This window comes from Burkholderia metallica (assembly GCF_902832845.1).
Classification (GTDB): Bacteria; Pseudomonadota; Gammaproteobacteria; order Burkholderiales; family Burkholderiaceae; genus Burkholderia; species Burkholderia metallica.
In genome coordinates, this window is sequence record NZ_CADFDB010000004.1 from 143,755 (window position 1) to 168,290 (window position 24,536).

The window sequence follows — 24,536 nt, forward strand, 5'->3', positions numbered from 1 at the left end:
GGAGAGTTTCATGCCGCATTCGTCGTCGGGCGCGCCGCTCGATCCGGTCGCCTTCATCCACAGCCAGATCCGCACGGTGCCGGACTGGCCGCAGCCGGGCGTGATGTTCCGCGACATCACGACGCTGCTGCAGAGCCCGAAGGCGCTGCGCATCCTCGTCGACCTGTTCGTCGAGCGCTACGTCGATGCGAAGCTCGACTACGTCGCGGGCCTCGACGCGCGCGGCTTCATCATCGCGCCGATCGTCGCGTACGAGCTGAGCGTCGGCTTCGTGCCGATCCGCAAGGTCGGCAAGCTGCCGTACAAGACGCGCTCGGAATCGTACGACCTCGAATACGGCAGCGCGACGGTCGAGATTCACGAAGACGCATGCAAGCCCGGCGACCGCGTGATCATCATGGACGACCTGATCGCGACCGGCGGCACGATGATGGCGGGGCGCAACCTGCTGCAGCGGCTCGGCGCGGAAGTGGTCGAAGGCGCGGCGATCATCGACCTGCCCGATCTCGGCGGCTCGGCGCTGCTGCGCAACGCGGGACTGCCCGTCTATACCGTTACCGAATTCGCCGGCCACTGAACGCCGCCCCGGCTCACCCGCCCCGGTTCACGCTTCGCAGCGAGGTCACGATGCCCAACTTCATGCTGTTTCTCGCCACGTCGGTCGCGATCACGTTCGCGCCCGGTCCCGACAATCTGCAGGTGCTCGCACGCGGCATCTCGCAGGGTCGCGCGGCCGGTTTCGTCGCCGCGCTCGGCTTCACCGCCGGGATCCTGTTCCACACGACGCTCGCGGCGCTCGGCGTCGCGGCCGTGCTGCGTTCGTCGCCGGTCGCGTTCCAGATCCTGAAGCTCGCGGGCGCCGCCTACCTCGTGTGGATCGGGATCAAGGCGCTGCGCAGCCAGGGGCTCTCGAATGCGCACGCGCGCCCGCCGCAACCGCTCGGCACGATCTTCCGGCAGAGCGTGATCGGCAACCTGATGAATCCGAAGGTCACGCTGTTCTTCGTCGTGTTCCTGCCGCAGTTCGTCGATCCGCACGGCGCGCAGAGCGTGACGCTGCAGATGTTCGAGCTCGGCGCGCTGTTCATGCTGCAGACGGCCGCGGTGTTCTCGCTGTTCGGTGTGGGCGCGGGCATGATCGGCGCGTGGCTGAAGCGTCGCCCGAAGGCCGGTGTGTGGCTCGACCGGATCGCCGGCGCGACGTTCATCGCGATCGGCATTCGCGTGGCGCTAAAGGACTGACCGCGATGACGTTTCCGTGCATTGCGGCCGCGCGCCGCTTCGATCCGGTCGCGCACCTGCGTTTCGAGATCGCCGGCCAGGCGGTCGGCTGGGTGCGCCGCCAGGACGTCGCGAAGCTCGCGCGCTGGCCCGACGTGTTCGAGCTGGGCCGCGAGCGCGTCGTGCTGTCGGCGCGCTACGACTCGGTGGATGCGCGCAGCATGGCGCTGGCCAGTGCGATCGGCGCGCTCGCGGCCGAAGGCGCGATTCCGGGCTGGCGCGACGAGATCTACGCGATCCGGAACCGCTTCGACGATCCGCCGCTCGCGTACATCGAGCGCGCGGCGTCGCGCTTCTTCGGCACGCAGACCTATGCGGTGCACGTGAACGGCATCGTAGAATATGCGGTTACGCCGGGCGAGCCGCCCGCCGCGTCCGTGCCGAAGATGTGGCTCGGCCGTCGCAGCGAGACCAAGGCGACCGACCCCGGCATGCTCGACAACGTCGTCGCCGGCGGCATCGGCTGGGGCCTGGGCGTTCACGAGACGCTCGCGAAGGAGTGCTGGGAAGAGGCCGGCATCCCGCCCGAACTGGCGGCGCGCGCGATCGCGGGCCGTGCGGTGCAGGTGCTGAACTCGCTGCCGGAAGGCACGCAGTCCGAACTGATCTTCGTGTACGACCTGCCGCTGCCGCACGATTTCGCGCCGCGCAACCAGGACGGCGAAGTGGCCGAGCACCTGCTGGCCGGCGTGCCCGAGGTGATCGGCTGGCTGCGCGCAGGCCGCGCGACGATGGATGCAAGCCTCGCGACGCTCGACACGCTGTTGCGCCACCGCTGGATTGCGGCGGCCGACGCGGCCGGCATCGACGCACTGTTCGCACCGGCCGCGTGACACGTGCCGCGCGCCGCGCGCGGATCGCGGCGGCGCGAACGGACAATTTGACGAATACGGAAACGAAGGGAGTAGCGGTCATGCCGACCGATCACAGCTTTATCTTGAAACTGTCGTGCCCCGACCGGCACGGCATTGTCCATGCGGTCTCGGGCTTCCTGTTCGAGCGCAGCAACAACATCCTCGATTCGGCGCAGTTCGGCGACAGCCGCACCAGCGAGTTCTTCATGCGCGTGCACTTCGAGCAGGACGGCGGCGGCGCGGATGCCGCGACCGCGCTCGACACGCTGCGCCGCGAATTCGCGCCGCTCGCCGAGCAATTCTCGATGCGCTGGGAACTGCACGACGCGGCGGTGAAGCCGCGCGTCGTGATCATGGTGTCGAAGATCGGCCACTGCCTGAACGACCTGCTGTTCCGCTATCGCACCGGCCAGCTGCCGATCGAGATCCCGGCGATCGTGTCGAACCACAAGGAGTTCTATCAGCTCGCCGCGAGCTACAACATTCCGTTCCATCACTTCCCGCTGATCGGCGGCTCCTCCGATGCCGCGAAGGCCGCGCAGGAAGCGCGCGTGCTGGAAGTGATCGATGAGCACCAGGCCGATCTGGTCGTGCTCGCGCGCTACATGCAGATCCTGTCGCCGAACCTGTGCCAGCAGCTCGCCGGCCGCGCGATCAACATCCACCATTCGTTCCTGCCGAGCTTCAAGGGCGCGAAGCCTTACTACCAGGCGTTCGATCGCGGCGTGAAGCTGATCGGCGCGACCGCGCACTACGTGACGACCGATCTCGACGAAGGCCCGATCATCGAGCAGGAAGTGGAGCGCGTCGACCACAGCATGACGCCCGACCAGTTGACCGCGATCGGCCGCGACGTCGAATGCGTGACGCTGGCACGCGCGGTGAAGTGGCACGTCGAGCACCGGATCGTGCTGAACGGGACGAAGACTGTCGTGTTCCGCTGATTCGCCGGGCGCCGCACGGCGCGCCTCGAAACGAAAACGCCGCGCCCTTCACGGGGCGCGGCGTTTTTTATTCCGGCTGCGCGGGCGTTTTCAGATCAGCCGCAGCAGGTACAACTCGCGCTTCAGGTACGCATAGAAGATCGGCGCGGCGATCACGCCGGGCAGCCCGAACGCGGCTTCCATGATCAGCATCGCGAGCAGCAGCTCCCACGCGCGCGACTCGATCTGGCCGCCGATGATCTTCGCGTTCAGGAAGTATTCGAGCTTGTGGATGACCACGAGGAACGCCAGCGATGCAATCGCGGTGCCCATGCTGACCGACAGCGACACGGCGACGATCAGCGTGTTCGAGATCAGGTTGCCGATCACCGGCAGCAGGCCGACGATGAACGTGACGAGCACGAGCGTTTTCGACAGCGGCAGCCGCTGGTGAAAGATCGGCAGCGCGACGAGCAGGTAGAGGCCCGTGAACGCCGCGTTGATCGCCGAGATCTTGATCTGCGCGAACACGATGCGGCGGAATGCATCGGCGAAACGCGACACGCGCGTGACGAGCGCGGTCGACAGCGGCCGGCGCACCTTGCCGTGCTCGACGCCGATCGCGATCATCGCGCCGATGATCATCCCGAACAGCACGTGGCCGAAGCCGCGCGCGACGCTCTTGCCGCTTTGCTGGAGCTGGTCCATGTGCGAGTGCATCAGCACGGCGGCCTTCGTCTTCATCTGCTCGACGTCGACGGGCAGCAGGTTCGCGATCCAGGCCGGCGTGCGGGCGCGGGTCTGCTCGACGATCTGCATCAGCTGGTCGAGCAGGCTCTGCAGGTTCGGCACCGTGCGCTCGAAGTGTTCGATGATGCCGATCGTCAGGCCCGTCAGCGCGCCGACGATCGCGATCGCCAGCAGCACGACCGCGACCCAGCGCGCGCGCATGCTGGTGGTGTGACGTTCGATGACGGGGGCGATCGTGTGGATCAGCTGGTAGACGAGCAGGCCGGCCAGCAGCCCGCCGAGCAGCTTGAGTTCGATCACGAGCCACATGGCGAGGATCGCGAACACATAGCTGCCGATTTCGAGCGCCGACAGCTTCGGCAGGCTGAAGTCGCTCGTCAGCCGCACGCTGCGCAGGTGCGGTTCGCGATTCTGCGCATCGCGCGACGAGTCTGGTTGCTTCTCCATCGTGGATTCCTGTCGTTCGTGTGTCATGCCGCGGCATGCGCAGCAGAGCCGTGTTCGCCCGGCGTTGCACCGGATTGGTGCGTACGGCGAACCTTACGACCGTAAAGTATAGCCGCCATTATGGTCCGCAACGGGGCCGTTTGGCGCATGGTGTAAACGCAGAAGGGAAAACGAGAGGAAGCCGGCCGCGCGGTGCGCGAAGGGGCGCGCGGCCGGGCGGCCGCGCGCGGGAAGGGAGCCGGGTGGGAGGCGTCAGCCCGCCGCGACCTTGCGGGTCGAACGCTTGAGCAGCGGCGCGAGGTACTTGCCGGTGAAGCTCGCCTTCGTCTTCGCGACCTGCTCGGGCGTGCCCTGCGCGATGATCTGGCCGCCGCCGGCGCCGCCTTCGGGGCCGAGGTCGATCACCCAGTCGGCCGTCTTGATCACGTCGAGGTTGTGCTCGATGATCACGACCGTGTTGCCCTGGTCGCGCAGCCGGTGGATCACTTCCAGCAGCAGCGCGATGTCGTGGAAGTGCAGGCCGGTGGTCGGCTCGTCGAGGATGTACAGCGTGCGGCCGGTGTCGCGCTTCGAGAGTTCGAGCGACAGCTTCACGCGCTGCGCCTCGCCGCCCGACAGCGTCGTGGCCGACTGGCCGAGGCGGATGTAGCCGAGGCCCACGTCGAGCAGCGTCTTCAGCTTGCGCGCGATGACCGGCACCGCGCTGAAGAACTCGTACGCGTGCTCGACGGTCATGTCGAGCACTTCGCTGATGTTCTTGCCCTTGTACTGCACTTCGAGCGTTTCGCGGTTGTAGCGCTTGCCGTGGCACACGTCGCACGGCACGTAGACGTCCGGCAGGAAGTGCATCTCGACCTTCAGCACGCCGTCGCCCTGGCACGATTCGCAGCGGCCGCCCTTCACGTTGAACGAGAAGCGGCCCGGATCGTAGCCGCGCTCCTTCGAGGTCGGCACGCCCGAGAACAGCTCGCGGATCGGCGTGAACAGGCCCGTATACGTGGCCGGGTTCGAGCGCGGCGTGCGGCCGATCGGCGACTGGTCGACGTTGATCACCTTGTCGAAGTGCTCGAGGCCCTCGATCGCCTCGTGCGGCGCCGGCTCGGCCGACGAACCGTACAGGTGGCGCGCGACCGCGTGGTACAGCGTGTCGTTGATCAGCGTCGACTTGCCGGAGCCCGACACGCCGGTGATGCAGGTCAGCAGGCCGACCGGCAGCTCGAGATCGACGTGCTTCAGGTTGTTGCCGTGCGCGTCGACGATGCGCAGCATCCGCTCGGGATCGGGCGCGAGCCGCTCGTCCGGATACTCGATCGTGCGCTTGCCGACCAGGTACTGACCGGTGAGCGACTGCGGGTTCGACTGTACCTGCTTCGGTGTGCCTTCGGCCACGATCACGCCGCCGTGCTCGCCCGCGCCCGGGCCCATGTCGACGACGTAGTCGGCCGTGCGGATCATGTCCTCGTCGTGCTCGACGACGATCACCGAGTTGCCGAGGTCGCGCAGGTGCTTGAGGGTTGCGATCAGGCGGTCGTTGTCGCGCTGGTGCAGGCCGATCGACGGCTCGTCGAGCACGTACATCACGCCGGTCAGGCCCGAGCCGATCTGCGACGCGAGCCGGATGCGCTGCGCCTCGCCGCCCGACAGCGTCTCTGCGCTGCGCTCGAGCGACAGGTAGTCGAGACCGACGTTGTTCAGGAACGTGAGGCGCGCGACGATTTCCTTGATCACCTTGTCGGCGATCTCGCGCTTCGCGCCTTCGAGCGTCAGGCCGTCGAAATAGCCGAGCGCGTCGCGCAGCGGCCAGCCGCTGATCTCGAAGATGCCGCGCGCGTGGTCGCCGGTGCCGATCCGCACGTGGCGCGCTTCGCGGCGCAGGCGCGTGCCGTCGCACGACGGGCACGGCTGGTTGTTCTGGTACTTCGACAGCTCTTCGCGCACCGCGACCGAATCGGTCTCGCGGTAGCGACGCTCGAGGTTCGGGATGATCCCTTCGAACACGTGCTCGCGGATCGTCGTGCGGCCGCGCTCGTTGATGTACGAGAACGGGATCGTCTGCTTGCCCGAGCCGAACAGCAGCACCTTCCGGATCTTTTCCGGCAGATCCTCGAATGCGGCGTCGATGTCGAATTCATAGAATGCCGCGAGACTCTGCAGCATCTGGAAGTAGAACTGGTTGCGGCGATCCCAGCCTTTCACGGCGCCGGCCGCGAGCGACAGCGACGGGTGCGCGACGACCCGCTTCGGGTCGAAGAACGTGATCTGGCCGAGGCCGTCGCATTCCGGGCACGCGCCCATCGGGTTGTTGAACGAGAACAGCCGCGGCTCGAGCTCCTGCAGCGAGTACGAGCAGATCGGGCACGCGAACTTCGAGCTGAACAGGTACTCGCGGTCGGTGTCCATCTCGAGCGCGATCGCGCGGCCGTCGGCGAGGCGCAGCGCCGTCTCGAACGATTCGGCGAGCCGCTGCTTCATGTCCGGGCGCACCTTCAGGCGGTCGACGACGACGTCGATCGAGTGCTTGTCGTTCTTCTTCAGCTTCGGCAGCGACTCGACCTCGTAGATCTTCGCGACGCCTTCGTTCGCGGCGCCGCCGCCCGAGCGCACGCGAAAGCGCACGAAACCCTGTGCCTGCATGTCCTCGAACAGCTCGGCGTGCTCGCCCTTGCGGTCGGCGACCACGGGCGCGAGGATCATCAGCTTGGTTTCCTCGGGCAGCGCGAGCGCCGCGTCGACCATCTGCGACACGCTCTGCGCTTCCAGCGGGATGTCGTGGTCGGGGCAGTACGGCGTGCCGACACGTGCGTACAAAAGTCGCAGGTAGTCGTGGATTTCCGTGACCGTGCCGACGGTCGAACGCGGGTTGTGGGACGTCGCCTTCTGCTCGATCGAGATCGCCGGCGACAGGCCTTCGATCAGGTCGACGTCGGGTTTCTCCATCAGCTGCAGGAACTGGCGGGCATACGCGGACAGGCTTTCGACGTAGCGGCGCTGGCCTTCGGCATAAAGGGTGTCGAACGCGAGCGACGACTTGCCCGACCCGGACAACCCGGTAATCACGATCAGCTTGTGGCGCGGCAGGTCGAGATTGACGTTTTTCAGGTTGTGGGTACGAGCCCCACGAATACGGATCTGTTCCATGACCTGGCGAAAATGGAGGGAACCAAACCTGCTACTATAACGGCTTTTCGAGGCCGTCGTTTGGGGCCCCCAGCCTGAGCAGCAGGTGGCAGCAAGGTGGCGCCGGCGCCGGGAAAGCGGCCGCGCCGCGCGGTTCCGGGCGGCCAGCGGGCTGCCTGAATCCTGTCCCGACGTGTCGCCCGCCAAGCCTCCCGGGCCGCTGGTCCTGATCTTCCGCCGCCCGGTGCCGGGCGGACATTCCGATCATTCGAAATACATTCCCGATGTCCAATCCGTCTGCCACGTCTTCCCGCATGACCGCGCCCGAATTGCGCGCGACCACGTCGCTCGCGGCGATCTTCGCGCTGCGCATGCTCGGCCTGTTCATGATCATGCCGGTGTTCTCGGTCTACGCGAAAACCATCCCGGGCGGCGACAACGTGCTGCTCGTCGGCATCGCGCTCGGGGCCTACGGCGTCACGCAGTCGCTGTTCTACATCTTCTACGGCTGGGCGTCCGACAAGTTCGGCCGCAAGCCGGTGATTGCCACGGGCCTCGTGATCTTCGCGCTCGGCAGCTTCGTCGCCGCGTTCGCGCACGACATCACGTGGATCATCGTCGGCCGCGTGATCCAGGGGATGGGCGCGGTGTCGTCCGCGGTGCTTGCGTTCATCGCCGATCTCACGTCCGAGCAGAACCGCACGAAGGCGATGGCGATGGTCGGCGGCTCGATCGGCGTGTCGTTCGCGGTGGCGATCGTCGGCGCGCCGATCGTGTTCCACTGGGTCGGGATGAGCGGGCTGTTCGCGATCGTCGGCGTGCTGTCGATCGTCGCGATCGGCGTCGTGCTGTGGATCGTGCCCGACGCGGCGAAGCCCGTGCACGTGCCCGCGCCGTTCGCGGAAGTGCTGCACAACGTCGAGCTGCTGCGCCTGAACTTCGGCGTGCTGGTGCTGCACGCGACGCAGACGGCGCTGTTCCTCGTCGTGCCGCGCCTGCTGGTCGACGGCGGCCTGCCGGTCGCCGCGCACTGGAAGGTCTACCTGCCGGTGATGGGGCTCGCGTTCGTGATGATGGTCCCGGCGATCATCGTCGCTGAAAAACGGGGCAAGATGAAGCCGGTGCTGCTCGGCGGCATCCTGGCTATCCTGATCGGCCAATTGCTGCTGGGCAGCGCGCCGCATACCATCCTGATTGTGGCGGCGATTCTGTTCGTCTACTTCCTCGGGTTCAACATCCTGGAAGCGTCGCAGCCGTCGCTCGTGTCGAAGCTCGCGCCCGGTTCGCGCAAGGGTGCGGCCACGGGCGTCTACAACACCACGCAGTCGATCGGGCTCGCGCTCGGCGGCATCGTGGGCGGCTGGCTGCTGAAGCACGGGGGCGCCAATACGGTGTTCTACACGTGTTCGGGGCTCGTTGCCGCGTGGCTTATAATCGCGGCCAACATGAAAGCGCCGCCGCGCAAGGCCTGAACCTGTTTCGGGCAGGCCCGGCGGCGCTCGCCGGCCTGGCCGACGGGCCGCACCGGCAGCATGCGCGGGCGGCCCGGCATCGAATTTACTGGAGAAACACATGGCATCCGTCAACAAGGTCATCCTCGTCGGCAATCTCGGCGCCGATCCTGAAGTCCGTTACCTGCCGAGCGGCGACGCGGTTGCGAACATCCGTCTCGCGACGACCGACCGCTACAAGGACAAGGCAAGCGGCGATTTCAAGGAAATGACCGAGTGGCATCGCGTCGCGTTCTTCGGCCGCCTGGCGGAAATCGTCAGCGAATATCTGAAGAAGGGTTCGTCGGTCTATATCGAAGGCCGCATCCGCACGCGCAAGTGGCAGGGCCAGGACGGCCAGGATCGTTACTCGACGGAAATCGTCGCCGACCAGATGCAGATGCTCGGCGGCCGCGGTGGTGCGGGCGGCGGCGGTGGCGGTGGTGACGAAGGCGGTTACGGCGGCGGCTACGGTGGCGGCGGCGGCGGCGGTCGCGGCGAGCAGATGGAGCGCGGCGGTGGCGGTGGTGGCGGCGGTCGTGCCGGCGGCGCGGCGCGTGGCGGTGCTGGCGGCGGCGCGCAGAGCCGTCCGAGCGCACCGGCCGGCGGCGGCTTCGACGAGATGGACGACGATATTCCGTTCTAAAAGGAACGCGAGTTCCTGGTGTAAGGATGGACCCGAATTTCCGAGCTAAATCAACGATTTAGCCTGGGTGTTCGGGTCTTTTTTCGTTTGCACGTTATTCGATCTAAGTGGAACGCGCCTGATCGGTAAAAGACGGGTCCGTAACCTGTCTCTACGGGTGGGGACGAAAGTCCAGGCATGGATTCGATCGATCGGCGTAGCGCCGATATCCTGGCGCCCGTCCCGGTATCTAGAGAATCCGCACCATCGAAACGGCCGACCCCGGACATACGCCCTGAAATTGACTTGAAGCCAGCACCAAGGGCGGTACGTCGTCGCGGGCAACACGCACGAAGCCCTGAACGGTGAAATAGTGTTCTGCGGTCGTGGTGAGAAGCACCAGCGACCGAACCTGTAGCGAATGACACGCGGCGACTAGCCGCGACACGATACGTTGCCCCAAACCGGAATCGCGTGCATGTTTTGCCACCGCAACGGAGCGCAGGAGTGCAGCGTCGCCATAGTGCTCAAGGCCACCGCATCCGCACATCGTTGAGCCTTCCATCGCGACCACAAAATTGTGCAAATGATCGCTGACGCCAACGACGGGAAGGCTACATTGACGCAGCAGTGTTTCGATCGGCGCTAGGTCGTCGACAGTGGCGGGGCGGATATCCATCGTCACTCCTTGAACTGGATTCTAGATACTTCGCTGATTCACACGCTTCGACAGTTCCTCAGCGCTTTCCTTTCGCTCGCTGTATCGATCGACCAGATAAGGGCCGACGTCCCGCGTGAGCAACGTGAACTTCACCAGTTCCTCCATCACGTCCACCACGCGATCGAAATACGCAGACGGCTTCATTCGTCCCGCTTCGTCGAATTCCATGAACGCCTTCGCCACCGACGACTGGTTCGGGATGGTGAGCATGCGCATCCAGCGCCCGAGCACGCGCATCTGATTCACCGCGTTGAACGACTGAGAACCGCCGCTCACCTGCATCACGGCGAGCGTCTTGCCTTGCGTCGGCCGCACCGCACCGACGGACAGCGGAATCCAGTCGATCTGCGACTTCATGATTCCGGTCATCGCGCCATGTCGTTCCGGCGAACACCACACCATCCCTTCCGACCACATCACCAGTTCGCGAAGCTCGACGACCTTCGGATGACTGTCGGGTGCGTCATCAGGCAGCGGCAGGCCACTCGGATTGAACACGCGTACCTCGGCGCCCATCGCCGTCAGCAGGCGCTCGGCCTCCTCGACCAGAAGGCGGCTGAACGAACGCTCGCGCAGCGAGCCGTAGAGCAACAGGAGCCGCGGCGGATGAGTCGACGGCGACGGCGGATGCAGCTGGCTGGCGTCCGGCACTCGGAACTGTTCGGCGTCGAGTTGCGGCAATTCGGTCAGGTAGTCGGTCATGGATGAATTCTCGGATGATCTCAGGTTCGGCACTCGTACCAGCCCTTCGACTGATTGACGACACGCACGATCAGCAACATCACCGGCACCTCGATCAGCACACCGACGACGGTCGCCAGCGCCGCACCAGAGTGGAAACCGAACAGACTGATGGCGGCCGCGACGGCTAGCTCGAAGAAGTTCGACGCGCCGATCAGCGCGGACGGGCATGCGATGTTGTGCTTTTCACCGACCGCGCGGTTGAGCCAGTACGCGAGCGCCGAATTGAAGAACACCTGAATCAGGATCGGCACCGCCAGTAGCGCGATCACCAGTGGTTGCTTCAGGATTGCTTCGCCCTGAAACGCGAACAGCAGGACGAGCGTCGCCAGCAGCGCGGCAATCGACCACGGGCCGATCTTCGCCATTGCTGCATCAAACGCTGCTTGTCCCTTCGCGAGCAGCACCTTCCGCCAGATCTGCGCGAGGATGACCGGGATGATGATGTAGAGCACGACTGACGTGAGCAGCGTCGCCCACGGCACTGTGATCGCGGACATGCCGAGCAGCAACCCAACCAGAGGCGCGAATGCAATCACCATGATGCTGTCGTTCAGTGCGACCTGCGACAGGGTGAACAGCGGATCGCCGCCCGTCAGCCGACTCCACACGAACACCATCGCCGTGCAAGGCGCAGCGGCCAGCAGGATCAGGCCCGCGACGTAGCTGTCGAGCTGGTCGGCCGGCAACATCGGCGCGAACAGTTGTCGGATGAACAGCCAGCCGAGAAACGCCATCGAGAACGGCTTGACGAGCCAGTTCACGACGAGTGTGACGCCGATGCCTTTGACGTGTTGACGGACCTCATGCAACGCGCCGAACTCGACCTTGACCAGCATCGGGATGATCATCACCCAGATCAGCAGGCCCACCGGGAGGTTGACCTGCGCGTACTCCATCCGGCCGATCTGCTGGAACAGACCGGGTAGCACCCGGCCGAGCGCGATGCCGGCGACGATACACAGCGCGACCCATACGGTCAGGTAGCGCTCGAAGAAGTTGATGAAAGGCTTTGCGACGGCCTTGCTCGGCGGGGCGACGTTGGACGCGTTCATTGGACGGAGTTGAGTCTTGATGTCGTTGGCGGCCGCTCGTTTCAGCGGAACGCCCTACGAATGGTCATGTTTGCGAGATCTCAAGCAATGCCGTCTGGAGTTCGGCATCGCTCATGCTGGCCAGCGGTAGCGCGAGCAGCTGCAGCATGCGATAGCCGATTGCTTGGCGCGTGAGTTCGAACGCAACGCGCTTGCCATCGTCTCCGCCTGCTGCGTTCGACGGATCGGCGTAGCCCCAGTGGACCTTGACGGGGCTGCCGGGCCAGTAAGGGCACGTCTCCGCAGCCGCGCTGTCGCATACCGTGATGACGATGCGCATTTCCGGCGCGCCGTCGCCTACGAACTCATCCCAGCTCTTGCTGCGATATCCGTCGACGTCGACGCCGGCGTTTGTCAACGCGTCGAGCGCGAACGGATTGAGGCGACCGCTCGGCGCGCTGCCGGCGCTATACGCACGCACGTCCTTGCCGAGCTTCGCGGCCCAATGATTCAGCATTCCTTCAGACAGCACACTTCGCGCCGAATTGTGGGTGCAGAGAATCAGTACATTCGTGGTCATTTCAGTGCATCCAAAGTTGCTGTTGGTCGATTCCGCGTGCGAGCTCGTCACTTACGGATGGACCTCGGCAACAAGATGATTTCACCGTCCGCCGATCGGCTTGCCGCCCGCAGGGGAACAGCAAGCGGAGGTGGCGGCATTGGATTCCGTCGACTGCGAATTGCGAGATTCACCGAAGGTCGGGACAGCGCCGGGCGTCTCGTACGTCTCCCACGCGATGCCTTGCGGGTCGATCGTGCAGTATTTGCCGGAGCGCGCGTAGCAGTACGCGGTACCGATTTGCTGGCCGACCGGCAGCGCTGCGCCGCTGAGACGCGTGTGCATTTCCGCTAGCTCGATTTCATTTTTCACCTGTACGCCGAGGTGATCGGGACCGGTCGCAGCGCCGCGCTGCGAGATCGCGAAACTGACGCGATCGCGCAGTCGCTATTGACGACGGCCGGCTCAGCGGCGAACGGCGTCGAATGGAAACGGATACTGTCAGCGAGATTCGGCACGCTGATGGGCACGTGGAGGCGCTTCATGATTGTTGCTCGCTGGCCGGGGAGCACGCGCGGGTCGGCGAGCAGGGATTGCCGCCGCAGCAGTTCTCCGTGAGATAGGCCAGCAGGCCGTTCATCGTCGCGAAGTTCGCGCAGTAGAAGACGAAGCGACCTTCCTGCCGGCTGGTGACGAGTTGCGCATGCGCCAGTTCCTTCAGATGAAAGGAGAGCGACGACGGCGGCACGTCCAGCAGCGTGGCAATCTGCCCGGCCGGCATGCCTTCCGGTCCGGCCTGCACAAGTGCGCGAAACACGGCGAGGCGGGATTCGTGGGCGAGTGCTGCGAGGGCGGCAATGGTTTGGTTCGTTTCCATAATTTGATAATAGTCGAAATATGGAATAAGAGGCAAGGACAGTGCCCATCCCTCGACTTCTTCTCCCATGGTGGGAGGGCGAAGCGGGTGAGCACCTGTTGTGCGCGCTCGATGTTGCGGCCTGGCAGTAGCGTGACAATGCAATGCGCAGCTTGATGCTGTTTGCGTATCGCCGCAGAAACCGTGCGGCCGGTTGTTGGGTCCACAACACGGGAAGAAGAAAGCCGAGGCGAATCGATTACGATTCGCGAGAAGTTGGCGCTGAGGTGGGGCCTGCAATTGATCCCGCTTCAGCGCAAACTGCGCATCGACGACTCGCTCGCGGTACCGGGTCCAATCTTCACGATTTCCACGCGGCGACTTTGCCGCAGGGCGCTCGAGATGGGCTCGCCGCCAAACTTTACAAGGTTCCGGAACAGAACCATTCTGATCGATGTGCCATGCACGCAAGGCAAAACGTGGCTGACGACCTTCCCGACCTCATCGCTTCGCATCTCGACGTGCTGTTCTGCGGGATCAACCCCGGCCTGACCGCGGCCGCGACCGGGCATCACTTCGCGGGGAGAAACAACCGCTTCTGGCGCGTGATTCATCTCGCGGGCTTCACGCCGGTGGAAATTTCGCCGCAGGACGATCACGCGCTACTCGGATATCGCTGCGGCCTGACGGCAGTGGTGAAGCGCCCGACCGCGAGTGCCGATCATCTTTCGCGCGCGGAATTCATTGCTGCGGCTGCGGAATTCGAACACAAGGTCGCGCGTTACGGGCCGCGCTTCGTCGCTTTTCTCGGCAAGGCGGCGTACGCAGCGCTTTCCGGGCAGCGAGAAGTCGGCTGGGGATTGCAACCGGCCCGCATGCAGGGGGCGGGCGTCTGGGTGCTGCCCAATCCGAGCGGCAGAAACCTCGCGTTCGGCCTCGACGATCTGGTCGCCGCATATCGTCAGCTTCGTCTGCACGTGCAGGCTGTTGCCGGCCTTCAACTCGAGGGACAGGATGCGGCGCAGTGAAACCGCGCCCCGGTGGCCGGGCGCCGTGCTGCCGCGCGTCTTCTTCAACCGGTCGGCCGTCGACGTCGCGCCGCAACTGCTCAACAAGATCCTCGCGGCAGCGGACGGGCGGGCCGGCCGCGTCGTCGAAGTCGAAGCCTATGTCGGCGCGATCGACCCGGCCGCGCATACCTACCGCGGCAAGACGCCGCGCAATGCGACGATGTTCGGGCCGCCCGGGCACCTGTACGTCTATTTCACTTACGGCATGCACTGGTGCTGCAACTGCGTGTGCGGCCCGGACGGCGCGGGAACGGGTGTGCTGATTCGTGCGCTCGAGCCGTTGCACGGGCTCGAACGGATGCGCGCGGCACGGCCGCCGCAGACGCCCGATCGCGACCTGTGCCGGGGGCCCGCGCGGCTGACCCAGGCGATGGGGATCGGCGGCGCGCACGATGGTGTCGACCTGATCGGCGCGCACGAAGGGTTCGCGATCGTCGACGACGGCGTCGCGCCACCCGTCGATCCGGCGGGCGGGCCGCGCATCGGGATTCGCGTCGGCACGGACCTGCCGTGGCGGTGGAGCGTGCCGGGCAACCGCTACGTGTCGGGGCCGGTGACGCGCCGCTGATACACATCGCGCCCGTTTGCGCACAATTCGACCTGCGTCACGCGACCGCCATTATTGACCGGCTAAGCTTGTCCTTTCGACGTTCTCGATCGAGGAGACGCCATGCGGCGGGTCGTATTCAATCAGAAGGGCGGCGTGGGCAAATCGACGATCGTCTGCAACCTGGCGGCGATCAGCGCGAGCGAAGGGCTGCGCACGCTCGTGATCGACCTCGATGCGCAGGCGAACTCCACGCGCTACCTGCTCGGCGACGCCGCGGCCGACGCGCAGCCGGGCGCCGCCGGTTTCTTCGAAACCGCGCTGACCTTCAACTTCCGTTCGGTCGACGTCGCGTCGTTCATCCATCCGACCCCGTTCGAAGGGCTCGACGTGATGCCCGCGCATCCCGATCTCGACACGCTGCACGGCAAGCTCGAATCGCGTTACAAGATCTACAAGCTGCGCGACGCGCTCAACGAACTCGACGCGTACGACGCCGTATACATCGACACGCCGCCCGCGCTGAATTTCTATACGCGCTCGGCGCTGATCGCGGTCGAGCGCTGCCTGATCCCGTTCGACTGCGACGATTTCTCGCGCCGCGCGCTGTACGCGCTGCTCGAGAACGTGAAGGAAATCCAGCAGGACCACAACGAGGCGCTCGAAGTGGAAGGGATCGTCATCAACCAGTTCCAGCCGCGGGCGAGCCTGCCGCAGCGGCTGGTCGACGAACTCGTCGAAGAAGGGTTGCCGGTGCTCGCGTCGAAGCTGTCGGCGTCGGTGAAGATCCGCGAGTCGCATCAGCAGTCCACGCCGGTGATCCATCTGGAACCCGGGCACAAGCTCGCGCAGGAGTTCCTCGCGCTGCATCGGGAACTGGCCGGCTGATCCGGCCCGCGCCCGACGGATACGCGGCCGCATGATGCGGTCTTTTTTATTTTAATCCGTCATTCGTCGGATTATTGATTTATTCATTAGTAATACCGAAAACGATTTCATAATAAATCCAGAAAAAACGATTACATCAGTGACCGCTCCATTTTCAATGTGCGCCGGTTTTCTAATAAACGGAATAATGAATTGGTGAATGTTGCCCGACGTCATGAACCGTTATCCTGTAAAAAGGTAAAAAGGCATTGCGGGGCAGAATGAATTGCCGCCCCCGTCTGCGACGTCGGCGCATCGCCGGGTTCGGTGGGCACTCCGGAGTCTAATAAGGGTTTACACCTACTATTAATGCCATTTAATTGACAATTAATCGATCTAGAATGGGTGCCTTCCTCTTCCCGTGCTCAAATAAGTGACGGGTAGTCGGTAGTCAATAAGGAGGCCTGCTGTCGATCCGGCTTCCAATTTCTTTGCGTCGTCTCTCGCATAGCTAACAGGAGCGTGCCCGATGTCCGTATTTGCCCCCGAAAAACTCAGCGCCGATTATCAATCCGGTATCGCGGCGTGGTTTGCGATCGCCCGTCCGGCGATCCAAGGTTTCGAGGCTGTCGTCGAACTCAACCTGCAGGCGGCCCGGACGGCGCTCGAGGAATACGAGGACAAGCTGAAGAACGCGTTCAACAGCGGCAACCCGGCCGCGGGCTTCGCGCAGCAGGTCGCCGCGCCGCAGGAGGCGGCCGGCAAGGTCGTGTCGTACGGCCGTCATCTGTTCGACATCGCGGTGTCGACGCAGTCCGAATGGGCGAAGGTCGCGCAAGCGCAATACGAACAGAACGACAAGCGCCTGAAGGACGTGCTGGGCGAACTGTCGAAGCACGCGCCGGCCGGCTCGGCGCCGGTGGTGGCCGCGCTGAACTCGGCGCTGTCCGCGGCGACCGCCGCGGCCGACTCCGTGCGCGCAGCGACGGGCCAGGCGATCGAAGCCGCCCAGAGCGGTTTCGACGCGGTCAGCGAAACGGCCACGCGCGGCGCGAAGCAAACGGCTGCCGCCGCACGCAAGGACGCAGCGGCCTCACGCGAATCGGCTGCGTAATCGCGTAGCCGCGCAAGCACGTGTCGCACGAGAGCGCGGCACGATCGAGCGGCGCCGAAGGGCGCCTGACGCCGCGTGTGCCGCGCGGTGTCCGGCGAACGTCCGGTTTGCCGCAAGGCGCCGGTGAACCGGCGAACCGTGCCGGCGTGCCGCCCGTGCGAACGGGTGCCGTGCGCCGGACGACGGCGTGCGACCGCCATCTCGCCGAACGGCTCGGGATGGGCTCGCCTGCCGGGGCCGGCTCGGGCGGCGTCAGAACGACGAACTGATTTCGATGCAGGAACTGGACATGACGGAAGTAGTGATCGTATCGGCCGCGCGGACCGCGGTCGGCAAATTCGGCGGTTCGCTTGCGAAGATTGCGGCGCCCGAGCTGGGCGCGACGGTGATTCGCGCGGTGCTGGAGCGTGCGGGCGTGAAGCCCGATCAGGTCAGCGAAGTGATCATGGGACAGGTGCTGACGGCCGGCTCCGGGCAGAACCCGGCGCGGCAGTCGCTGATCAAGGCCGGCCTGCCGAACGCGGTGCCGGGCATGACGATCAACAAGGTGTGCGGCTCGGGCCTGAAGGCCGTGATGCTGGCGGCGAACGCGATCGTCGCGGGCGACGCGGACATCGTGATCGCGGGCGGGCAGGAGAACATGAGCGCGTCGCCGCACGTGCTGCCGGGCTCGCGGGACGGGTTCCGGATGGGCGACGCGAAGCTGGTCGACACGATGATCGTCGACGGGCTGTGGGACGTGTACAACCAGTACCACATGGGCATCACGGCGGAGAACGTCGCGAAGGAATACGGGATCACGCGCGAAGAGCAGGACGCGTTCGCGGCGCTGTCGCAGAACAAGGCGGAAGCCGCGCAGAAGGCCGGGCGCTTCAACGACGAGATCGTGCCGGTGTCGATTCCGCAACGCAAGGGCGAGCCGCTGCAGTTCGCGACCGACGAGTTCGTGCGTCACGGCGTGACGGCGGAATCGCTGGCGGGGCTGAAGCCGGCGTTCTCGAAGGACGGCTCGGTGACGGCGGCGAACGCGTCGGGGCTGAACGACGGCGCGGCGGCGGTGCTGGTGATGTCGGCGCAGAAGGCGGCGGCGCTGGGCCTGACGCCGCTCGCGCGAATCAAGGCGTACGCGAACGCGGGCGTCGATCCGAGCGTGATGGGCATGGGCCCGGTGCCGGCCTCGCGCCGGTGCCTGGAGCGCGCGGGCTGGACGCCGGGCGACCTGGACCTGATGGAAATCAACGAAGCGTTTGCGGCGCAGGCGCTGGCGGTGCACAAGCAGATGGGCTGGGACACGTCGAAGGTGAACGTGAACGGCGGGGCGATCGCGATCGGTCACCCGATCGGCGCGTCGGGCTGCCGGATCCTGGTGACGCTGCTGCACGAGATGGTCAAGCGCGATGCGAAGCGCGGGCTGGCGTCGCTGTGCATCGGCGGCGGGATGGGTGTCGCGCTCGCGGTCGAGCGCGCGTGAGCAGGGTCTGACGTCCGCTGCACGTGCGGCGCCGGTGAGCGCCGCACGTGCAGCGAAACGGTTTTCGCGCACGACAAGCATTCAACAACAAGCGCGAGGTGCCGGTGCGTGCCGCGTCCGCGACGCGGGCGGTTGCGCATCGAAGCGGTGGGGCGGCAGCATGTGCGATGCCGTCGCCCCGCTTTCATCGATTACTTTTTTTTTCGGTAATTAATAGGATGACTAAGCGAATTGCAGTTGTGACAGGTGGAATGGGCGGCCTCGGCGAAGCGGTCAGCATCAGGTTGAACGACGCGGGCCACCGGGTCGTCGTCACGTATTCGCCGAACAACACCGGCGCGGATCGCTGGCTGACCGAGATGCATGCGGCCGGCCGCGAGTTTCATGCGTATCCGGTGGACGTGGCCGATCACGATTCGTGCCAGCAATGCATCGAGAAGATCGCGCGAGATGTCGGCCCGGTCGACATTCTCGTGAACAATGCGGGCATCACGCGTGACATGACGCTGCGCAAGCTCGACAAGGTCAACTGGGATGCGGTGATCCGCACGAACCTCGATTCCGTGTTCAACATGACGAAGCCGGTCTGCGAAAGCATGATCGAGCGCGGCTGGGGCCGCATCGTCAACATCTCGTCGGTGAACGGCTCGAAGGGATCGGTCGGCCAGACCAACTACGCGGCCGCGAAAGCCGGCATGCACGGCTTCACGAAATCGCTCGCGCTCGAGGTCGCGCGCAAGGGCGTGACGGTGAACACGGTGTCGCCGGGCTACCTCGCGACGAAGATGGTCACGGCGATTCCGCAGGACATCCTCGACTCGAAGATCCTCCCGCAGATTCCGGTGGGCCGTCTCGGCAAGCCCGAGGAAGTCGCGGCGCTGGTCGCGTACCTGTGCTCCGAGGAGGCCGGCTTCGTGACTGGCTCCAACATCGCGATCAACGGCGGCCAGCACATGCACTGACGCGCGGCGGCCCGGCCGGCGTGCGCGCGCATGCCGGGCCGCGTTCCGCAATATCCCGTGCCGGGGCGGCGGCAGGCGCGCCGCTTCGGCTTCGCATTCCGGAGAAGGCATGGGCGACACCTGGATGGGACTCGCGATCGGCGGCACGGCACTGGCCGTCGCGCTGACGATGGCGGTCGCGCTCCACTGGCTCGAGCGGCGCCGCGCGCGGCTGCTGCGGAATTTCGATCATCGCGATTGCTGGCTCGTCGCGTACGGCAGGTGTTTCACGCGCGGGCGGGGCGGGCCGGCACGCCGCATGCGCGGCGCGCGCTGACGGCGGCTTCGCGGCCGAGACGCGTCACGGTCGACGAGCGCTCTCGCATCGCGCGCATGGGTCGGGCAATGCGCGCGATGCGGCGCGACCGGCCCCCTGAGCGGGCCCGTTTCCCGATCCGATGCTCGCGGCCTGGGCGATTGCGCCGTTTTTCGTCGGCTATCTGGCCCCGGCACGTCGCTTCATCCCCGTAATGAAGGTGTCATCTGATGTAAACATCTGGTAATTTTCTGCCGGATTATGCAAAATCGCCGCTCCCAAATACAACTATCGAGGGATAACGGGATGCAACTCAAGAAAGCGGTGGCAGCGTGTGGCGTGGCGTTTCTGTTGAGCGCATGCGGCGGGGTGCAGAGCCTTGACGCGAACAGCCTGACGTCGGCGGGGGCCAGCCTGTACAAAGCAGCGACGCTGTCGGATGCCGACATCGCCGCACTGTCGAACGAATCGTGCAAGTCGAGCGATGCCGAATCGAAGGTCGCGCCGGCGAACAGCGCGTACGCGAAGCGTCTGACCAAGGTGATGAAGGGCTTCGGCGACATGACGCTGAACGGCCAGAAGATCAACTACAAGGTCTACATGACCAAGGACGTCAACGCGTGGGCGATGGGCAACGGCTGCGTGCGCGTCTACAGCGGCCTGATGGACATGATGAACGACGACGAGCTGCGCGGCGTGATCGGCCATGAAATGGGCCACGTTGCACTCGGTCACTCGAAGAAGGCGATGCAGACGGCCTACGCGGTCAGCGCGGCGCGCACCGCGGCCGGCGCGGCTTCGCCCGGCGTGGCGGCGCTGACGAGCTCGCAGCTCGGCGACATCACCGAGAAGTTCATCAACGCGCAGTTCTCGCAGACGCAGGAAAGCGCGGCCGACGACTACTCGTTCGACCTGATGAAACAGAAGGGCATGCCGCAGAAGGGCCTCGTCACCGCGTTCCAGAAGCTGGCGAAGCTCGACGGCGGCCAAAGCTCGATGATGAGCTCGCACCCGTCGTCGACGAGCCGCGCGCAGCACATCGAGGATCGCATCGCGAAGGGCAGCTGATCGCACGACCGGTCGCCTGCCGAAGCGGGCGACCGGCCGGCGAAATGAAGACCCCACGCTCTTCGGGCGTGGGGTCTTGTTTCTTGTGCGTCTCGCCGAACGTGACGAGCGCGTCGCGCAGCTTCATCCGCAGCAGCGCCCCCGAGATCAGCGCGGTCACGAGGATCGCGCTGCCCACCCCCGAGACCAGGTCGGCGAGTGCGGCGGCGCCGCCCGACGCGACGAGGCCGCCGGCCGCCCGCGCGATTGACCGGTTCATCGGGCGCCCTCTAGAATCGGCCGGAACCGTGCGCGAGCCGCGCGTCGCGGCGCATGCGGGCATTGTGTTCCGCCAGACGAGGAAGCTTCCGTGTTCATGTCTTTGATCCGGCGCGCGCCGGCCGCGCTGTCGTGGCGCGCTGCGTACCGCCCGGCCCGCGCGCTCGCCGTCTGCGCGCTGTTGTCGACCGTCGCCGCGTGCGCGACGCATCCGCCCGCCACCTCGCTCGATCGCCCGGTTTCCCACGCGTTGCCCGCCGACACCGCGACGCCGCTGCACGACGCGCTGGCCGCGCCCGAGGCCGCACACCCCGGCCAGTCGGGCTTCCGGCTGCTGCCGGAAGGCGCCGAGGCGCTGCAGATGCGCATCGCGCTCGCACGGGCCGCGACGAAAACGCTCGACATGCAGTATTACATCGCGACCGAGGACACGACGGGCAAGCTGCTGCTTGGCGCGGCGCTGTACGCGGCCGATCGCGGCGTGCGCGTGCGGATGCTGGTCGACGACCTGAACTTCCGCGACATCGATCGCATCATGGCCGCGCTGAACACCCACCCGAACATCGAGATCCGCGTGTTCAATCCGTTCGGCGCGTCGCAGCAGCGGATGGTTGAGCGGACGGCCAACTTCTTCACGCGGATCGACAGCTTCACGCGCCGGATGCACAACAAGGCGATGATCGCGGACAACCAGCTCGCGATCGTCGGCGGCCGCAATCTTGGCGACGAATACTTCAGCGCGAGCCCGACGCTGCAGTTCCGCGATCTCGACGTGCTCGCCGCGGGCCCCGTGACGAACGACATCTCGGCGAGCTTCGACACCTACTGGTCGAGCGCGAGCAGCTATCCGCTGCGTGTGCTGAATCACCAGTCGTTCGACCCGAAGGACCTCGACGCGACACGCGACGAGCTGCGCAGCCACTGGCGCGAGAACGCGGAGCCGTACAACGCGAAGCCGCTGAACGCGACGCCGCTCGCGCAGCAGATCGCGCGCGACGAGCTCGCGCTCGTGTGGGCGCCCGCCGAGTTCAAGGTGGACGCGCCCGACAAGATCGCGCGCCCGACCGACGCGTACGTGAGCCCGCCGATGCAGCGCCTGGTCGAGCTGATGCGCGGCGCGCAGCGTGAATTCCTCGCGTTCTCGCCCTACTTCGTGCCGCACGATGCGGGCGTGAAGATCCTCGGCGACACGACCGCGCGCGGCGTGCGCGTCGCGATCCTGACCAATTCGCTCGCGGCGACCGACGCGATCGCCGTGCAGGCCGGCTATGGGCCGTACCGCGTGCCGCTGCTGCAGCACGGCGTCGAGCTGTACGAGTTCAAGGCGCAGCCGGGCCGGCCGCGCCCGCGCCTGTTCGGAACCCGCTCGCGCGCGAGCCTGCATGCGAAGGCGTATGTGATCGACCGGAAGATCCTCGTGATCGGTTCGATGAACCTCGATCCGCGCTCCGCGCACCTGAACACCGAGCTGGCGCTCGTGATCCACAGCCCGACGCTGGCCGAGCAGGTCGCGACGATCTTCGCGCGCGTGACGCAGCCGGACGAAAGCTATCGCGTGAGCCTCGTCACGCCGGCGGGCGGCGGGTCACCCGAACTCGAATGGACGGGCACGGACAACGGCCAGACGGCCGTCTATCACGTCGATCCGCACGCGGGCCTGATGCGCAACCTGATGACCGGCGTCTTCATGCTGCTGCCGGTGGACGACCAGCTTTAAGGGGCCGGAAGCGCTCCGGCTAAACCCGCGTTACCGGGGTGCGGGGAAGATGATATGGTTGTGCGCGCAACCATTGTGACAGGTGTGGCGCCGCACGGCGGCTCGTGTCGCGGGCGCCGCGCACATCCGCAACCGGAGTTCACCCATGCAACGTGTCCCGAACCAGCCGTTCACGCGTCCCGCCCGTTTCTCCGAACCCGAATGGCAGGCGCGCGTGCAGCTCGCGGCGGCCTACCGCATCTTCGACCATCTCGGCTGGACCGAGCTGATCTACAACCATATCTCGCTGCGCGTGCCGGGCGAGGACGGGCATTTCCTGATCAACCCGTTCGGGCTTCATTACCGCGAGGTGTGTGCGTCGAACCTCGTGAAGATCGACATCGACGGCAACGTGATCGGCCATTCCGACTGGCCGATCAATCCGGCCGGCTTCACGTTCCACAGCGCGATCCACGCGGCGCTGCCCGATGCGCACTGCGTGATGCACGTGCATACGACGCCGACGATGGCCGTTTGCTGTTCGCGCGACGGGCTGTCGTTCTCGAATTTCTATTCGGCGCAGCTGTACGGGAAGGTCGCGTATCACGACTTCGAGGGCATTACCGTGCATCTCGAAGAAGGGCGGCGCATTGTCGAGAGCGCCGGCGGGCGGCCCGTGCTGCTGTTGCGCAACCACGGGCCCGTGACGATCGGCGCGACGCTCGCGCAGACGTTCTCGCTGATGTGGCTGCTCAATCGTGCGTGCGAGGTGCAGGTCGCGACGCATGCGATCGGTGACGCGCTGCCGATCGCGCCGCCCGTGCTCGAAGGGTGCGTGCGCGATTCGCTGAATTTCGATCCGAAGCATGGGGCGGGGCAGGATACGTTCGACGCACTGCAGCGCATCGTCGATCGCATCGATCCCGGCTATCGCGCGTGACGGGAAGCGGGGCGGTTGCCGGCGGCGCGACCGTTTCGTCCTGCCCGATACGGCGCGGGCCGTAACTGGCGGCGCGCGCAAAAAAACGCGGCCGGGCGGCCGCGTGAATACTCGCAGACTCCTTCGGACGAAGGAAACAAGCAACTGTGAGACGGAGTGTAGCGAAAGGTCGCGCGCGGATTCAGTCATCCGGCTGCAAAGGTCCCTTCCAGGTCGACGCAGACTGATGCGGCGCGCACCGTTCGCCGCGCGACCCGGCCGCCGTGCGCGCGATGCGGCGATTCGCTGCATGGCCGTTCGGCGGACTGCCGGCGCGGCGGCGATCGACTACCATCATGTGTGGCGCCCCCGTTCGGGCGGCGTACAACGTCGTACAAGGAGAGCCCATGCTCAAGCTGCGTATGCTCCAGGTCGCGTTACTCGCGGGCATGCTCGCCGCCGGCAGCGCCGCTGCCGAAACGGTGCGCCTGTCCGCCAATCTCCAGCCGTCGAGCGAAGTGCCGCCGACGGCCACCAAGGGTTCGGGCGACGTCGAGGCCACCTACGACACGGCCACGCACCTGCTGCGGTGGAAAATCACTTACGAACACCTCACGGGGCCGGCCACCGCCGCGCACTTCCACGGGCCGGCGCCGGTCGGCCAGAACGCGGGCGTGCAGGTGCCGATTCCGAAGGACGAGCTGGCGAGCCCGATCGAGGGCTCGAAGGAACTCACCGACGCGCAGGTCACCGACCTGATGGGCGGCAAGTGGTACTTCAACGTCCATACGAAGGAGCACCCGGCCGGCGAGATCCGCGGCCAGGTGATGCCGGCGAACTGAGTGCCGGCGTTTGATATAGAGGCACCTGT

At 65.8% G+C, this 24,536-nt stretch carries 24 protein-coding genes and 1 pseudogene; 17 read left to right on the forward strand and 8 right to left on the reverse strand.

Going from position 1 to position 24,536, the window contains the following annotated elements; all coding sequences use genetic code 11:
* Nucleotides 1-10: 10 nt before the first annotated feature.
* From HWX08_RS13490 to purU, 4 genes are all read left to right on the forward strand, one after another.
* On the forward strand, nucleotides 11-577 hold the full coding sequence (locus HWX08_RS13490) for an adenine phosphoribosyltransferase (RefSeq protein ID WP_069257596.1): 567 nt from the start codon (nucleotides 11-13) through the stop codon (nucleotides 575-577).
* 50 nt (nucleotides 578-627) lie between these two features.
* Nucleotides 628-1,242 (forward strand): LysE family translocator, encoded by a 615-nt coding sequence (locus HWX08_RS13495; protein WP_069257595.1) that lies wholly within the window; start codon nucleotides 628-630, stop codon nucleotides 1,240-1,242.
* A 5-nt stretch (nucleotides 1,243-1,247) separates the two neighbouring features.
* Nucleotides 1,248-2,114, forward strand: coding sequence for an NUDIX hydrolase (locus tag HWX08_RS13500; protein ID WP_174921476.1), 867 nt, complete (start codon nucleotides 1,248-1,250; stop codon nucleotides 2,112-2,114).
* A gap of 80 nt (nucleotides 2,115-2,194) precedes the next feature.
* On the forward strand, nucleotides 2,195-3,079 hold the full coding sequence (gene purU, locus HWX08_RS13505; protein ID WP_069258072.1) for a formyltetrahydrofolate deformylase: 885 nt from the start codon (nucleotides 2,195-2,197) through the stop codon (nucleotides 3,077-3,079).
* A gap of 90 nt (nucleotides 3,080-3,169) precedes the next feature.
* Here purU and HWX08_RS13510 read toward each other — a convergent pair whose 3' ends face one another.
* Both HWX08_RS13510 and uvrA read right to left on the reverse strand, forming a co-directional pair.
* Complete coding sequence (locus tag HWX08_RS13510; RefSeq protein ID WP_069257593.1) at nucleotides 3,170-4,255, reverse strand: AI-2E family transporter; 1,086 nt, start codon at nucleotides 4,253-4,255, stop codon at nucleotides 3,170-3,172.
* A 252-nt stretch (nucleotides 4,256-4,507) separates the two neighbouring features.
* On the reverse strand, nucleotides 4,508-7,393 hold the full coding sequence (uvrA, locus tag HWX08_RS13515; protein ID WP_069257592.1) for an excinuclease ABC subunit UvrA: 2,886 nt from the start codon (nucleotides 7,391-7,393) through the stop codon (nucleotides 4,508-4,510).
* A 263-nt stretch (nucleotides 7,394-7,656) separates the two neighbouring features.
* Between uvrA and HWX08_RS13520 the strand changes: the two genes are divergently transcribed.
* Nucleotides 7,657-8,844, forward strand: a complete 1,188-nt coding sequence (locus tag HWX08_RS13520; protein ID WP_174921475.1) for an MFS transporter — start codon at nucleotides 7,657-7,659, stop codon at nucleotides 8,842-8,844.
* 100 nt (nucleotides 8,845-8,944) lie between these two features.
* Nucleotides 8,945-9,508, forward strand: coding sequence for a single-stranded DNA-binding protein (locus HWX08_RS13525; protein WP_174921474.1), 564 nt, complete (start codon nucleotides 8,945-8,947; stop codon nucleotides 9,506-9,508).
* A gap of 229 nt (nucleotides 9,509-9,737) precedes the next feature.
* Here HWX08_RS13525 and arsN2 read toward each other — a convergent pair whose 3' ends face one another.
* The 6 genes and pseudogenes from arsN2 to HWX08_RS13555 all read right to left on the reverse strand — a co-directional run bounded on the left by arsN2 (nucleotide 9,738) and on the right by HWX08_RS13555 (nucleotide 13,419).
* The gene (gene arsN2 / locus HWX08_RS13530; protein ID WP_174921473.1) at nucleotides 9,738-10,166 is read right to left on the reverse strand and encodes an arsenic resistance N-acetyltransferase ArsN2; all 429 of its coding nucleotides are present in this window, start codon (nucleotides 10,164-10,166) and stop codon (nucleotides 9,738-9,740) included.
* 21 nt (nucleotides 10,167-10,187) lie between these two features.
* Nucleotides 10,188-10,910, reverse strand: a complete 723-nt coding sequence (gene arsH / locus HWX08_RS13535; protein ID WP_174921472.1) for an arsenical resistance protein ArsH — start codon at nucleotides 10,908-10,910, stop codon at nucleotides 10,188-10,190.
* 20 nt (nucleotides 10,911-10,930) lie between these two features.
* Nucleotides 10,931-12,004, reverse strand: coding sequence for an ACR3 family arsenite efflux transporter (gene arsB, locus HWX08_RS13540; RefSeq protein WP_174921471.1), 1,074 nt, complete (start codon nucleotides 12,002-12,004; stop codon nucleotides 10,931-10,933).
* A gap of 64 nt (nucleotides 12,005-12,068) precedes the next feature.
* On the reverse strand, nucleotides 12,069-12,563 hold the full coding sequence (locus HWX08_RS13545; protein WP_174921470.1) for an arsenate reductase ArsC: 495 nt from the start codon (nucleotides 12,561-12,563) through the stop codon (nucleotides 12,069-12,071).
* Nucleotides 12,564-12,630: 67 nt separating this feature from the next.
* Nucleotides 12,631-13,087, reverse strand: a pseudogene (locus tag HWX08_RS13550) (ArsI/CadI family heavy metal resistance metalloenzyme); the annotation flags it as partial.
* Nucleotides 13,084-13,419, reverse strand: coding sequence for an ArsR/SmtB family transcription factor (locus tag HWX08_RS13555; protein ID WP_174921513.1), 336 nt, complete (start codon nucleotides 13,417-13,419; stop codon nucleotides 13,084-13,086). The pseudogene HWX08_RS13550 and the gene HWX08_RS13555, both read right to left, overlap by 4 nt.
* 458 nt (nucleotides 13,420-13,877) lie before the next feature.
* On the opposite strand from HWX08_RS13555, the gene mug reads away from it, so the two are divergent.
* From mug to HWX08_RS13610, 11 genes are all read left to right on the forward strand, one after another.
* Entirely contained in the window at nucleotides 13,878-14,426 is a 549-nt protein-coding gene (gene mug, locus HWX08_RS13560) for a G/U mismatch-specific DNA glycosylase (RefSeq protein ID WP_174921469.1), read from the forward strand.
* On the forward strand, nucleotides 14,413-15,036 hold the full coding sequence (locus HWX08_RS13565; protein ID WP_174921468.1) for a DNA-3-methyladenine glycosylase: 624 nt from the start codon (nucleotides 14,413-14,415) through the stop codon (nucleotides 15,034-15,036). The genes mug and HWX08_RS13565 overlap by 14 nt, the downstream gene beginning before the upstream one ends.
* A 102-nt stretch (nucleotides 15,037-15,138) precedes the next feature.
* Entirely contained in the window at nucleotides 15,139-15,903 is a 765-nt protein-coding gene (locus HWX08_RS13570; RefSeq protein ID WP_174921467.1) for a ParA family protein, read from the forward strand.
* A 508-nt stretch (nucleotides 15,904-16,411) separates the two neighbouring features.
* On the forward strand, nucleotides 16,412-16,996 hold the full coding sequence (gene phaP, locus HWX08_RS13575) for a TIGR01841 family phasin (RefSeq protein WP_174921466.1): 585 nt from the start codon (nucleotides 16,412-16,414) through the stop codon (nucleotides 16,994-16,996).
* Between the two features lie 289 nt (nucleotides 16,997-17,285).
* Entirely contained in the window at nucleotides 17,286-18,467 is a 1,182-nt protein-coding gene (locus HWX08_RS13580) for an acetyl-CoA C-acetyltransferase (RefSeq protein WP_069258071.1), read from the forward strand.
* A 218-nt stretch (nucleotides 18,468-18,685) separates the two neighbouring features.
* Nucleotides 18,686-19,429, forward strand: a complete 744-nt coding sequence (gene phbB / locus HWX08_RS13585) for an acetoacetyl-CoA reductase (protein ID WP_069257586.1) — start codon at nucleotides 18,686-18,688, stop codon at nucleotides 19,427-19,429.
* Between the two features lie 109 nt (nucleotides 19,430-19,538).
* The gene (locus HWX08_RS13590; protein WP_174921029.1) at nucleotides 19,539-19,745 is read left to right on the forward strand and encodes a hypothetical protein; all 207 of its coding nucleotides are present in this window, start codon (nucleotides 19,539-19,541) and stop codon (nucleotides 19,743-19,745) included.
* Between the two features lie 285 nt (nucleotides 19,746-20,030).
* Entirely contained in the window at nucleotides 20,031-20,792 is a 762-nt protein-coding gene (gene loiP, locus HWX08_RS13595) for a metalloprotease LoiP (protein WP_069257584.1), read from the forward strand.
* Nucleotides 20,793-21,141: 349 nt separating this feature from the next.
* Nucleotides 21,142-22,767: a phospholipase D family protein gene (locus HWX08_RS13600; RefSeq protein ID WP_107311696.1), complete on the forward strand. Its 1,626-nt coding sequence runs from the start codon at nucleotides 21,142-21,144 to the stop codon at nucleotides 22,765-22,767.
* 145 nt (nucleotides 22,768-22,912) lie between these two features.
* The gene (locus tag HWX08_RS13605; RefSeq protein ID WP_174921030.1) at nucleotides 22,913-23,686 is read left to right on the forward strand and encodes a class II aldolase/adducin family protein; all 774 of its coding nucleotides are present in this window, start codon (nucleotides 22,913-22,915) and stop codon (nucleotides 23,684-23,686) included.
* Between the two features lie 386 nt (nucleotides 23,687-24,072).
* Nucleotides 24,073-24,507 carry a CHRD domain-containing protein gene (locus HWX08_RS13610; protein ID WP_069257580.1) on the forward strand — a complete coding sequence of 145 codons (435 nt, stop codon included), beginning with the start codon at nucleotides 24,073-24,075 and terminating at the stop codon, nucleotides 24,505-24,507.
* Nucleotides 24,508-24,536: the final 29 nt, after the last annotated feature.

Excerpts from the sequence above, each read along its gene's own strand:
- HWX08_RS13490 (WP_069257596.1), top strand. The coding sequence starts at position 11 with ATGCCGCATTCGTCGTCGGGCGCGCCGCTCGATCCGGTCGCCTTCATC.
- HWX08_RS13495 (WP_069257595.1), top strand. The coding sequence starts at position 628 with ATGCCCAACTTCATGCTGTTTCTCGCCACGTCGGTCGCGATCACGTTC.
- HWX08_RS13500 (WP_174921476.1), top strand. The coding sequence starts at position 1,248 with ATGACGTTTCCGTGCATTGCGGCCGCGCGCCGCTTCGATCCGGTCGCG.
- purU (WP_069258072.1), top strand. The coding sequence starts at position 2,195 with ATGCCGACCGATCACAGCTTTATCTTGAAACTGTCGTGCCCCGACCGG.
- HWX08_RS13510 (WP_069257593.1), bottom strand. The coding sequence starts at position 4,255 with ATGGAGAAGCAACCAGACTCGTCGCGCGATGCGCAGAATCGCGAACCG.
- uvrA (WP_069257592.1), bottom strand. The coding sequence starts at position 7,393 with ATGGAACAGATCCGTATTCGTGGGGCTCGTACCCACAACCTGAAAAAC.
- HWX08_RS13520 (WP_174921475.1), top strand. The coding sequence starts at position 7,657 with ATGTCCAATCCGTCTGCCACGTCTTCCCGCATGACCGCGCCCGAATTG.
- HWX08_RS13525 (WP_174921474.1), top strand. The coding sequence starts at position 8,945 with ATGGCATCCGTCAACAAGGTCATCCTCGTCGGCAATCTCGGCGCCGAT.
- arsN2 (WP_174921473.1), bottom strand. The coding sequence starts at position 10,166 with ATGGATATCCGCCCCGCCACTGTCGACGACCTAGCGCCGATCGAAACA.
- arsH (WP_174921472.1), bottom strand. The coding sequence starts at position 10,910 with ATGACCGACTACCTGACCGAATTGCCGCAACTCGACGCCGAACAGTTC.
- arsB (WP_174921471.1), bottom strand. The coding sequence starts at position 12,004 with ATGAACGCGTCCAACGTCGCCCCGCCGAGCAAGGCCGTCGCAAAGCCT.
- HWX08_RS13545 (WP_174921470.1), bottom strand. The coding sequence starts at position 12,563 with ATGACCACGAATGTACTGATTCTCTGCACCCACAATTCGGCGCGAAGT.
- HWX08_RS13555 (WP_174921513.1), bottom strand. The coding sequence starts at position 13,419 with ATGGAAACGAACCAAACCATTGCCGCCCTCGCAGCACTCGCCCACGAA.
- HWX08_RS13565 (WP_174921468.1), top strand. The coding sequence starts at position 14,413 with ATGCGGCGCAGTGAAACCGCGCCCCGGTGGCCGGGCGCCGTGCTGCCG.
- HWX08_RS13570 (WP_174921467.1), top strand. The coding sequence starts at position 15,139 with ATGCGGCGGGTCGTATTCAATCAGAAGGGCGGCGTGGGCAAATCGACG.
- phaP (WP_174921466.1), top strand. The coding sequence starts at position 16,412 with ATGTCCGTATTTGCCCCCGAAAAACTCAGCGCCGATTATCAATCCGGT.
- HWX08_RS13580 (WP_069258071.1), top strand. The coding sequence starts at position 17,286 with ATGACGGAAGTAGTGATCGTATCGGCCGCGCGGACCGCGGTCGGCAAA.
- phbB (WP_069257586.1), top strand. The coding sequence starts at position 18,686 with ATGACTAAGCGAATTGCAGTTGTGACAGGTGGAATGGGCGGCCTCGGC.
- HWX08_RS13590 (WP_174921029.1), top strand. The coding sequence starts at position 19,539 with ATGGGCGACACCTGGATGGGACTCGCGATCGGCGGCACGGCACTGGCC.
- loiP (WP_069257584.1), top strand. The coding sequence starts at position 20,031 with ATGCAACTCAAGAAAGCGGTGGCAGCGTGTGGCGTGGCGTTTCTGTTG.
- HWX08_RS13605 (WP_174921030.1), top strand. The coding sequence starts at position 22,913 with ATGCAACGTGTCCCGAACCAGCCGTTCACGCGTCCCGCCCGTTTCTCC.
- HWX08_RS13610 (WP_069257580.1), top strand. The coding sequence starts at position 24,073 with ATGCTCAAGCTGCGTATGCTCCAGGTCGCGTTACTCGCGGGCATGCTC.